The following is a 10,485-nucleotide window of genomic DNA, read 5'->3' on the forward strand; positions in this document are numbered from 1 at the left end:
CGTAGCATCGTCCGGTGCCTACCATTCCGCCGCTGCCGTTCCGCGGCCGCGGCACCGGGTCGTCGGCGGCCACCGCCGTGCACCGGGTGCCGGTCCCGACCGCGCGCGCCATCGTCGACTGCGCGGTCTACGTGAACGGCGAGCGGCTGCCCGGCCGCTTCACCCACGAGTCCGCGCTGGCCGAGGTGCGCAGCCGGGGCACCGGGTTCGTCTGGATCGGGCTGCACGACCCGGACGAAACCCAGATGCGCGACGTCGCCGCCGTGTACGGGCTGCACCAGTTGGCCGTGGAGATCGCCACCGAGCAGCACCAGCGCCCCAAGCTGGAGCGGTACGACGACACCCTGCTGCTGGTGCTGCGCACGGTCAAATACGTCGAGCACGACCTGCACAGCGTCAGCGAGATCGTGGAGACCGGGCAGATCGTGGTCTTCACCGCCAAGGAGTTCGTGCTGGCGGTGCGCAGGGGCGAGCACTCCGGGCTGGTCGAGCTGCGGCACACCCTGGAGCAGAACCCGGCGCAGCTGGCGCTCGGCCCCGGCGCGGTGCTGCACGCCATCGCGGACAAGATCGTGGACGCCTACACCGAGGTCGCGCAGTCCATCGAGGAGGACATCGACGAGATGGAGGAGGAGGTCTTCACCCCGCGCAGCCGGGTCGGCATCGAGTCGATCTACCAGCTCAAGCGCGAGGTGGTCGAGCTGCGCCGGGCGGTGAACCCGCTGGCCGCGCCGCTACAGCTGCTCAGCCGCAACGCCGACCTCCCGGTGCCGAAGGAGGTGCGGCGCTACCTGCGCGACGTCGCCGACAACCACACCTCGGTCGCCGAGCGGATCAACGACTTCGACGACGCGCTGAGCGCGCTGATCAGCGCCGCGCTGGCGAAGGTCGGCGTGCAGCAGAACACCGACATGCGCAAGATCTCGGCCTGGGTCGCGATCGCCGCGGTGCCGACCATGATCGCGGGCATCTACGGCATGAACTTCGACCACATGCCGGAGCTGCACCAGACCTGGGGTTATCCGGCGGTGTGGGCCGTGATCGTGCTCAGCTGCAGCCTGCTCTACGTCAACTTCCACCGGAACAACTGGCTCTAGAGCTGGGCGACCCCGCGGTTCGGGTCGCGCACGTCGATCCCGGCCTCGGCCCACGCCTCGCGCAGCGCGTCGGCGCCGCGCAGCCGCACCCAGGCCGCCTCGGTGGCGGTCACCGGGGTCACCGTCAGGTAGCGCACCGGCTCGGCGGGCTCGGGCAGCTCGACCTCGGGAATGTCGCTGGCGCCGAGCAGCACCGCGGTGAAGGGGGCGTCCCGCCAGATCGGCTCGCTCAGGTCGAGCAGCGCGTCGGCCTGCAGCACGACGCCCTCCACCGCGGGCGAGGCGGCGAGCACGCCGAGCGTGCGGGCCAGCCCGGCGGCGGCGCCGAGCCCGGCGTGCAGGGTGAGCGTGAGCTCGGCGCGCGGGCCCTTGACCGGGTCGGCGAGCAGGTCGCCCGGGTCGCCCATCGGGTGCCGGGAGCCGCCGAGTGTGAGGTAGTGCACATAGTCCCCGGAGACCAGCCGCAGGATCTCGATGGGCTCCAGGCCGAGGAAGGTCACCGAGGCCGAGTCGACCCCGGTCCGGTCCGTGCCGAAGTGCCCGAGCACGCCGGAGCGGACCCGTTCGATCACATCCATGCTCAGATCGCCAGCCGCGCCAGCATGTCCCTGGCCTGCTCGGCCGCCTTGGGATCGCAGAGGACGTCGTAGCGCCCGGCCACCAGCTGCATGGTGGAGGCGAAGTCGCGCTGGCCGCGGGTGGCGGCGTACGGAATCGAGGTGGAGATCACCCCGAACACGATGCCACCGAGCAGCCCGACCAGCAGCGGGCCGATCGCGCCGCCGGTGGTGAACAGGCTCAGCAGCAGGCCCAGGAAGAGCCCGAGCCAGGCGCCGGAGACGACGCCGCCGCCGATCACCTTGCCCCAGTTCAACCGGTAGAGCACCCGCTCGACCTGCATGAGGTCGACGCCGACGATGGTCACGTTCTGTACCGGGAACTGGTTGTCGGCCAGATAGTCCACGGCCCGCTGCGCCTCGGCGTAGGTCGGGTAGGAGCCGACCGGCCAACCCGACGGCGGGGTGGGCAGGCCCTGCCCACCCCGGCCGGAATTCCCCAGGGGATTCGTCATGTCCCCATTGTGCTATTCCGCCGCGGACTCCGGCGGGGTGAAACGCGTGGTTCGCGTCATCCCCGCGGCCCTGCCCTGCTCCGCGACCACCTGCGCCATCTTCGCGCTGGCCTCGTCGATCATCTCGTCGCCGAGCATGACGGCGCCGCGCGCGCCGCCGTCGACGGAGGTGTGGAAGGCGTAGGCCTCCAGGATCTCCTCGGCCTTGTCGTACTCGGCCTGGCGCGGGCTGAAGATCTCGTTGGCGGCCTCCACCTGGGTCGGGTGCAGCACCCACTTGCCGTCGAAGCCGAGCGCGGCGCTGCGCCCGGCCGCCCGCCGGAAGCCCTCGAGGTCGCGGATCTGCAGGTAGGGGCCGTCGATCGCCTGCAGTCCGTGCGCGCGGGCGGCGAGCAGGATGGTCATCAGGATGTGGTGGTAGGCGTCGCCGGGCTCGTACCCCTCCGGCTGCTCGCCGACGACGAGGGTCCGCATGCGGATGCTCGCCATGAAGTCGGCCGGGCCGAAGACCAGGGCCTGCACCCGGGGGCTGGCGGTGGCGATCTCGTCGATGTTGCGCAGCCCGATGGCGTTCTCGATCTGCGGCTCGATGCCGATCCGCCCCGGCTCCAGCTGATGGGCCTGCTCCAGCTGGGTGAGCAGCAGGTCGAGCGCGCGCACCTGGCCGCCGTCGGTGACCTTGGGCAGCACGATGGCGTCGAGCTGCGAGCCCGCGCCCTCGACGACGGTGATCACGTCGGCGTAGGTCCACGGCGTCGTCCAGTCGTTCACCCGGACCACGCGCAGCTGCTCGCCCCAGCCGCCCTCGTTCAGCGCGGCGACGATGGTGGCCCGTGCCGCCGCCTTGGCGACCGGCGCGACGGCGTCCTCCAGGTCGAGGAAGACCTCGTCCACCGGAAGCCCCTTGGCCTTGGCGATCATCTTCGGATTGCTGCCGGGTACGGCGAGCACGGAACGGCGCGGCTTCATGAACCCTCCTCCTCGGTCGCTCAGCTGCCGTGGCGCGACGCGGAGCCCGGGCGGGGAACCTCTAGCCTGACAGGCATGGCAGCTACCAGGGTGTACGTCGCCCGGCTCGCCGGTCTGGCGGTGCTGGGACCGGACGGGGAGTCTATCGGCAGGGTGCGTGACGTGGTGGTCGCCGTCCGCTACGACCGGCAACAGCCACGGGTGCACGGGCTGGTGGTGGAGCTGCCGACCCGGCGGCGGATCTTCGTGCCCATGCTCAGGGTGACCGCGATCGAGCCCGGCTTCGTGACGCTGAACACCGGGACGGTGAGCCTGCGCCGCTTCACCCAGCGCGCGGGCGAGCTGCTCGCGATCGCGCAGATCGTGGACTCCTCGGTGCGCGTGCACGACGCCGACCTGCCCGATCTCGAGGATGTCGACCTGCTGGTGGTCGACCTCGGGATCGAGCTCACCCGGACCAAGGACTTCCGGGTCACCCGGGTGGCGGTGCGCGGGCACCGCAGGCTCGGCAGGCGGCGCACGGTGCACGTGGTCGACTGGGTGCGGGTCACCGGGCTCACCCCGTACGAGATCGGCAGGCCGGGCCAGGACGTCACCCAGCTGCTGGAGCAGTTCGAGGGGCTGCGCGCGGCCGACGTCGCGCAGCTGCTGCGCGAGCTGCCGGAGAAGCGCCGGGTCGAGGTGGCCGAGGCGCTGGACGACGAGCGCCTCGCCGACGTCGTCCAGGAGCTCTCCGACGACGACCAGGTGCGGCTGCTCGGCAAGCTGGAGGTCGGCCGGGCCGCGGACGTGCTGGAGGCGATGGACCCCGACGACGCCGCCGACCTGCTCGGCGAGCTGCCCACCGGCGAGCGGGAGTCGCTGCTCGCGCTGATGGACCCGCAGGAGTCGGAGCCGGTGCGCAGGCTGCTGCAGCACTCCCCGGACACGGCGGGCGGCCTGATGACGCCGAAGCCGGTGATCCTCACCCCGGCGACCACCGTCGCCGAGGCGCTGGCCCGGGTGCGCAACCCGGACCTCACCCCCGCGCTCGCCTCGATGGTCTTCGTGGTGCGCCCGCCGACCTCCACCCCCACCGGCCGCTACCTCGGCTGCGTGCACCTGCAGGCGCTGCTGCGCGAGCCGCCCGCGCACCTGATCGGCGGCATGCTCGACTCCGACCTCTCGCCGCTGCTGCCCGACATGTCGCTCTCCACCGTCACCAGGTACTTCGCCACCTACAACCTGGTCTGCGGCGCCGTCGTCGACGCCGGGAACCACCTGCTCGGCGCGGTGAGCGTGGACGACGTGCTCGACCACCTGCTCCCGGAGGACTGGCGCGACACCGAGGAACTACCGGAAGGAGTCGCGGGCAGTGACCGATGACAGCCTGGTCCGCACGATCCCGAACACCGGGGGCAGCCGCCCCGTGAGCCCGGCGCGGCAGCGGCTGGAGACCCCCGCCGCGGGCGGCCGCTTCCGGATCGACTGGGACTCCGACGCCCTGGCCAGGGGCAGCGAGCGAGTGGCGCGCTTCCTCGGCACCGGCCGCTACCTGGCGATCCAGACCCTCGTCGTCATCGTCTGGATCCTGCTCAATGTCTTCGTCATCGCGCTGCGCTGGGACCCGTACCCGTTCATCCTGCTCAACCTGGCCTTCTCCACCCAGGCCGCGTACGCCGCGCCGCTGATCCTGCTGGCGCAGAACCGGCAGGACAACCGCGACCGGGTGTCGCTGGACGAGGACCGGCTGCGCGCCGCCCAGACCAAGGCCGACACCGAGTTCCTCGCCAGGGAGCTGGCCGCGCTCCGGATCGCCGTCGGCGAGGTCGCCACCAGGGATTACCTGCGCCGCGAGCTGGACGAGATGCGCGAGGTGCTGGACCGCATCGAGGCCGCCGCGGGCGGGCCCGGCGACCCGGGACGATCCGGAAAGCCGGTCAAGGCGAATCGCAAGAAGAGTGCCGTGCGGACGGCGGCGCCGTCGGCCGGACCGGAGGAGCGTACGGAAAACGATCTCGGGAATCGACCGACAACGTTCTGACCGGTGGGTAACCTGGATACCGTTGTCCAGAGCAGCTGCAGGGAAGGGGATGTCCCGGACAGTTGCTCCCAAGACGATAGATTGGTGAGTGGTCACGTGCGCAAATCTGCCCCGATCACGGTGTCACTACTGGTAGCAGCGGGTTTGGCGTCCGTCGGCTCCGGGTCGATGGTCTCGGCCCGCGATGTCGGCGACGCGGGCGAAGCGCTACTGGTGGGGTCCACCGGGAGTGGAACGGACATCGGAGTCGATCCGTCCCAGACACCGCAGTCCCGGATTGTCGGGCTGCTTCCGCTCGACAACAGCGGGATAGCGCGCGAATTGCGGGCGGTTGTCCCGCCCGCGGACGGTGCTGTTCCGGTTGGCGGTGGGCCGGTGCTGCGGAGTATCGCGTTGCCGTCGGGGTCGGGGTTGTTGGGGATTCCGGAGGTGGTGTTGGCGGCGTATCGGAATGCGGAGTTGGCGTTGGCGTCGGCGCAGCCGGGGTGTGGGGTGTCGTGGAGTCTGCTGGCGGGGATCGGGCGGATCGAGTCGGGGCATGCCGGTGGTGGGCGCACGGATGCGGCGGGGACGACGGTGACGCCGATTTTCGGTCCGGCGTTGGATGGTTCGTTGCCGAACAACGAGGTGATCGCGGCGTCGGGTGGTGGGTTCGTGCGGGCGGTGGGGCCGATGCAGTTCCTGCCGTCGACGTGGGTGCATTACGCGGCGGACGGTAATGGTGACGGTGCGTCGGATCCGCACAATGTGTTCGATGCGGCGTTGGCGGCGGGGAAGTATCTGTGTAGTGGGGGGTTGGATCTGCGGGATCGGGCGCAGGAGTTGCGTGCGGTGTTGCGGTACAACAATTCGATGTCGTACGCGGCGGATGTGTTGAGTTGGTCGGCGGCGTATCGGACGGGTGGGTCGCCGTCGGCGGGGCGGGTGTCGCCGGAGGCGATCGCTCCGGGGTCGGGGGGCTGGGGGAATACACCCGGCGTGCTCGCCGCCTCCGCACCGGGCACCACCGTCCCGGCCGCCGTTCCCGGCACCACCGGGCCGGACGGCCTGCCGCTGGAGGATCCAGCACCGGCCCCCACGAGCACCCCCGTGCCCGAGCCGATGATCACCATCCCCGGCCTGCCGCCCATCCCCTGCGGCATCTTCTGCCCGCCCGCGCAGCCGCAGGGCCGCACGCTGCCGCAGACCGGTCCGCAGCCCCCACAGGGCGAAAACCTGCCGCAGCCCGGCCCGCAGCCGGACCGCCCACTCGGCCCGGACGGGAAGCCGCTGGAATTCGGCCCGGACGGCAGGCCGGTCGCCCCGGCCCAGGACCCGGCGGCCCCGCCGCCCGGACTGGTACTCCCCTTCGGGATCACCATCCCGCTGCCCGCGCCCCCGGCCCCGCCCGTCCCGTGATCGGCAGAAACGGCCGATCACAATCGGATCACGAATAAAAACCCAGGTCAGCCCAGTTAAACGCAATGCGCATCACGAAGGGGTAACAAAAACATCTCGGCTGCGGTAGCCTCTGATCGTCCGAGCGTCGAGCATGGAGGGTCAGCGCACCGTGGGGCGTCACCGTAAGCAGCATTCCGCGTCCTTCAAGCGCAGCTCGGTTCTCGCGCTGACCGGCTTGGTACCGGCCGGCCTCGCGGCCGTGACCGCGACGACGAACATCAGCCCGGCGGCCGTCGCGCAGCACCTGCCGAACCCGCGCGACCTGCTCAACAACGAGCAGGGCGACGTGCTGGAGCCGGAGACGACGAACCCGGACGCCGCCGAGGTCGTCGGCGCCCAGCCGGTCGCCGCGGTGGCCACCGCCGAGCACGCCATGGCGAAGCCGTCCGCGCCCCCCGTGGTCAAGACGGTGGCGCTGGCGGGCGACCGGGCCATGGCCGACCTGCCGTCCGGCTCGCTCGGCATCCCCGGCATCGCGATCGCCGCGTACCAGAACGCCGAGGACCGGCTCGCCGTCGAGAACCCCGACTGCCACATGGGCTGGTCCACCCTGGCCGGGATCGGCCGGGTCGAGTCGACGCACGTCTACGGCGGCAAGGCCGACCGGGACGGCAACCCGCTCAAGCCGGTCTACGGCCCGGTGCTGGACGGCTCGCTCTACGGCAACAACGTCATCCACGACAGCGACGGCGGCTCGCTCGACAACCTCGGCGGCTACGACCGCGCCATCGGCCCCATGCAGTTCCTGCCGGAGACCTGGACCAAGTTCGCCGCCGACGGCAACGGCGACGGCATCGCCGACCCGCAGAACCTCTTCGACGCCACGCTCACCGCGGGCAAGTACCTCTGCCACGGCGGCCTCGACATGCGCGACCTCTCGCAGCAGACCAAGGCGATCCTGCGCTACAACAACTCGATGGCCTACGTCGCCAACGTCATGGCCTGGGCGAACTCGTACAGCAGCAACGTCGCGCCGAAGCCCGCGGACCTGCCCCGCATCTGACGCCACTAGACTCGGTTCTCATGTCAGTGGTAACGGAAGCGGACGTGCGGGGCGCCCTCGCCAAGGTGGACGACCCGGAGATCCGCAAACCGATCACCGAACTGGGCATGGTGAAGAGCATCGGCGTCGCCGACTCCGGTGACGTGCACGTCGAGGTCTACCTGACCACCGCCGGGTGCCCGATGCGGACCGAGATCAGCCAGCGGGTCAGCCGCGCGGTCTCCGACGTGCCCGGCGTCGGCGCGGTGACCGTCGAACTCGACGTGATGAACGACGAGCAGCGCACCGAGCTGCGCAAGTCGCTGCGCGGCGACTCCGCCGAGCCGGTCATCCCGTTCGCCCAGCCCGGCTCGCTCACCCGCGTCTACGCCGTCGCCTCCGGCAAGGGCGGTGTCGGCAAATCCAGCGTCACGGTGAACCTGGCCGCCGCCATGGCCGCGCGCGGGCTCTCCGTCGGCGTGCTCGACGCCGACATCTACGGCCACTCCATCCCGCGCATGCTCGGCACCGACGCCCGCCCCACCCAGGTCGAGCGGATGATCATGCCGCCGGTCGCGCACGACGTGAAGATGATCTCGATCGCGCAGTTCACCCAGGGCAACACCCCGGTGGTCTGGCGCGGCCCGATGCTGCACCGGGCGCTGCAGCAGTTCCTCGCCGACGTCTTCTGGGGCGACCTGGACGTGCTGCTGCTCGACCTGCCGCCCGGCACCGGCGACGTCGCCATCTCCATTGCCCAGCTCATCCCGGGCGCGGAGATCCTCGTGGTCACCACGCCGCAGCCGGCCGCCGCCGAGGTGGCCGAGCGGGCGGGCGCCATCGCGCTGCAGACCAGGCAGCGGATCGCGGGCGTGGTGGAGAACATGTCCTGGCTGGACCTGCCGAACGGCGACCGGATGGAGCTCTACGGCTCCGGCGGCGGCCAGGCGGTGGCCGACCGGCTCAGCCGCGCGGTCGGCGCGACGGTGCCGCTGCTCGGGCAGATCCCGATCGAGCAGGCGGTGCGCGAATCCGGCGACGACGGTACCCCGATCGTGCTGCGCGACCCGGACAGCCCGGCGGCCAAGGCGCTGCTCGAGGTCGCCGACAAGCTGGCCGTGCGCAGGCGCGGGCTGGCTGGCATGTCGCTCGGCATCGACACCACCCGGCACCTGTAGTCCGGCCGCACCAATAAGCTCGGGGCATGCTGACGCTGCTGCTGTACGTGCTGATCGTCGGATTGGTGGCCGCGGTGCTCTTCCTGCTGGCCGGCGCCGTCTTCGGCCGGGCCGAGGAGCTCGGGCCGCTGCCCGAGGGGACGACCGCGACCGTGCTGCCCGCGGCCGACATCGCGGGCGCCGACGTACGCTCGCTCCGCTTCCAGCAGGTGGTCCGCGGGTACAAGGCCGTCGAGGTGGACTGGGCGCTGGCCCGGCTCGCCGAGCGGATCGACGAGCTCCAGCACGAACTCGCGCTGGCGCACGCCGGGCAGGGCGTTCCGCCCCGCCCCACCCCCCGGAACGCTCCCGCGCCGGAGGACCGGACCGACACCGGCCCTCGCCCGCAGCCCCCGGTTCCGGCCGTCTCGCACCCCGGCACCGGAGAATTCCCCGCCCCCGCCCAGAATGCGGTTTTCCGCACGGGAGAATTCGCCCCGCCCCGCGCGGGCGACATTCCGGCCGCGGTCGCCGACCAACAACCACGCCCGCGCCGCGTCTCCCGCCCCGGCGATTCGGCGAATCCGTGAGCGCGCCCACGGACGACGGCCGCATCCGCTGCCCCTGGCCGCTCGGCTCCCAGCTCTACCTCGACTACCACGACACCGAATGGGGCCGCACCCTGCACGGCGACGACGCGCTCTACGAGCGGATGTCGCTGGAGGCATTCCAGTCCGGCCTCTCCTGGATCACGATTCTGCGCAAACGCCCCGCCTTCCGCGCCGCGTTCGCCGATTTCGCGATCGAGCGCGTGGCCGGGTTCGGCCCGGCCGAGGTCGAACGGCTGCTCACCGACGTGGGCATCGTGCGCAACCGGGCGAAGATCGAGGCCACCATCGCCAACGCCAGGATCGCCGTCGAGCTGGACGGCGGGCTGGACGCACTGCTCTGGTCGTTCGCCCCGCCGGCCAGGCCGCGGCCGCGCACCGGCGCCGAGATTCCCGCCGTGACCCCGGAATCAACCGCCATGGCGCGCGCGCTGAAAAAGCGCGGATTCCGCTTCGTCGGGCCGACGACGGCATATGCCCTGATGCAGGCGGTGGGAATGGTGGACGACCATGTCGCCGACTGCTGGGTGCGGTTCGAGGACTCGTTTTCGAACTCACCTGTCCGAGAAGAAGCGGGATAGGGAAGAATAGAACCCGGTGTATCTCGCCGAATGTCGGCGGGGTGCGCCGGTTGGTGACAACTGGAGTTCCGAGAAGTGCGCGAAATAGCGCGCAGATCTGGAGGGAGCAGAGGATGGCGGCCATGAAGCCCCGTACCGGGGACGGTCCCCTCGAGGCAACCAAGGAAGGGCGTGGGATCGTCATGCGGGTTCCACTCGAGGGTGGCGGACGGCTGGTCGTCGAGCTCACACCGGATGAAGCGGCTGCACTGGGTGACGAACTGAAGAGTGTCACCAGCTAGCAGCGCGGTACTCGCCGAGCTCGCCGAGGTGCTCGCGTGTCCGAATTGCGGACTCGCGCTCGCCGCCGTCGGCCGCGCGCTGCGGTGCGCCGGCGGTCATAGTTTCGACCTCGCGCGCCAGGGATATGTCAGCCTGCTCACCGGTGCCGCCAGCCGGTTCACCGGTGATACGGCCGACATGCTCCAGGCTCGTTCCGATTTCCACGGGCGGGGTCATTTCGCTCCGGTCGCCGCGGCGGTCGCCACCGCCGCGGCGCCCCCGGAGGGAAACGGCG

The 10,485-nt window shown here is 71.2% G+C and carries 12 protein-coding genes and 1 pseudogene; 10 read left to right on the top strand and 3 right to left on the bottom strand.

The genetic code is table 11. From position 1 onward, the window contains the following. Nucleotides 1-14 precede the first annotated feature (14 nt). Complete coding sequence (locus ACFUJ1_RS23485) at nt 15-1,097, top strand: magnesium and cobalt transport protein CorA (protein ID WP_378648808.1); 1,083 nt, start codon at nt 15-17, stop codon at nt 1,095-1,097. On the opposite strand, the gene ACFUJ1_RS23490 is transcribed toward ACFUJ1_RS23485, so the two are convergent. Genes ACFUJ1_RS23490 through ACFUJ1_RS23500 form a run of 3 tightly spaced genes read right to left on the bottom strand, consistent with a single transcriptional unit; the run spans nt 1,094 to nt 3,138 of the window. After that, a complete protein-coding gene (locus ACFUJ1_RS23490) occupies nt 1,094-1,675 on the bottom strand; it encodes a suppressor of fused domain protein (RefSeq protein ID WP_378648809.1) in 582 nt (193 codons plus the stop codon). The genes ACFUJ1_RS23485 and ACFUJ1_RS23490 overlap by 4 nt on opposite strands. A gap of 2 nt (nt 1,676-1,677) precedes the next feature. After that, complete coding sequence (locus ACFUJ1_RS23495; protein WP_233020275.1) at nt 1,678-2,169, bottom strand: general stress protein; 492 nt, start codon at nt 2,167-2,169, stop codon at nt 1,678-1,680. A gap of 12 nt (nt 2,170-2,181) precedes the next feature. Further along, nucleotides 2,182-3,138, bottom strand: a complete 957-nt coding sequence (locus ACFUJ1_RS23500; protein ID WP_378648811.1) for an HpcH/HpaI aldolase/citrate lyase family protein — start codon at nt 3,136-3,138, stop codon at nt 2,182-2,184. 75 nt (nt 3,139-3,213) lie between these two features. Here ACFUJ1_RS23500 and ACFUJ1_RS23505 point away from each other — a divergent pair, with 75 nt between their 5' ends. From ACFUJ1_RS23505 to ACFUJ1_RS23545, 9 genes and pseudogenes are all read left to right on the top strand, one after another. Further along, the gene (locus ACFUJ1_RS23505; protein ID WP_378648813.1) at nt 3,214-4,503 is read left to right on the top strand and encodes a magnesium transporter MgtE N-terminal domain-containing protein; all 1,290 of its coding nucleotides are present in this window, start codon (nt 3,214-3,216) and stop codon (nt 4,501-4,503) included. A gap of 43 nt (nt 4,504-4,546) precedes the next feature. After that, nucleotides 4,547-5,161, top strand: a complete 615-nt coding sequence (locus ACFUJ1_RS23510; RefSeq protein ID WP_378648943.1) for a DUF1003 domain-containing protein — start codon at nt 4,547-4,549, stop codon at nt 5,159-5,161. A gap of 612 nt (nt 5,162-5,773) precedes the next feature. Further along, nucleotides 5,774-6,559, top strand: a complete 786-nt coding sequence (locus ACFUJ1_RS23515) for a lytic murein transglycosylase (RefSeq protein WP_378648815.1) — start codon at nt 5,774-5,776, stop codon at nt 6,557-6,559. Between the two features lie 151 nt (nt 6,560-6,710). Further along, complete coding sequence (locus ACFUJ1_RS23520; RefSeq protein WP_378648817.1) at nt 6,711-7,604, top strand: lytic transglycosylase domain-containing protein; 894 nt, start codon at nt 6,711-6,713, stop codon at nt 7,602-7,604. Between the two features lie 20 nt (nt 7,605-7,624). After that, nucleotides 7,625-8,761 carry an Mrp/NBP35 family ATP-binding protein gene (locus tag ACFUJ1_RS23525; protein ID WP_378648819.1) on the top strand — a complete coding sequence of 379 codons (1,137 nt, stop codon included), beginning with the start codon at nt 7,625-7,627 and terminating at the stop codon, nt 8,759-8,761. 26 nt (nt 8,762-8,787) lie between these two features. Continuing rightward, nucleotides 8,788-9,067, top strand: a pseudogene (locus tag ACFUJ1_RS23530) (DivIVA domain-containing protein); the annotation flags it as partial. 259 nt (nt 9,068-9,326) lie between these two features. After that, on the top strand, nt 9,327-9,929 hold the full coding sequence (locus ACFUJ1_RS23535; RefSeq protein WP_378648821.1) for a DNA-3-methyladenine glycosylase I: 603 nt from the start codon (nt 9,327-9,329) through the stop codon (nt 9,927-9,929). 113 nt (nt 9,930-10,042) lie between these two features. Then, nucleotides 10,043-10,210: a DUF3117 domain-containing protein gene (locus ACFUJ1_RS23540; RefSeq protein ID WP_011211259.1), complete on the top strand. Its 168-nt coding sequence runs from the start codon at nt 10,043-10,045 to the stop codon at nt 10,208-10,210. A gap of 28 nt (nt 10,211-10,238) precedes the next feature. Beyond that, the coding region (locus ACFUJ1_RS23545; RefSeq protein ID WP_378648945.1) for a putative RNA methyltransferase at nt 10,239-10,485 on the top strand (247 nt) is incomplete at its 3' end.

It is taken from the genome of Nocardia sp. NPDC057227, assembly GCF_042669725.1.
Lineage (GTDB): Bacteria > Actinomycetota > Actinomycetes > Mycobacteriales > Mycobacteriaceae > Nocardia > Nocardia asteroides_A.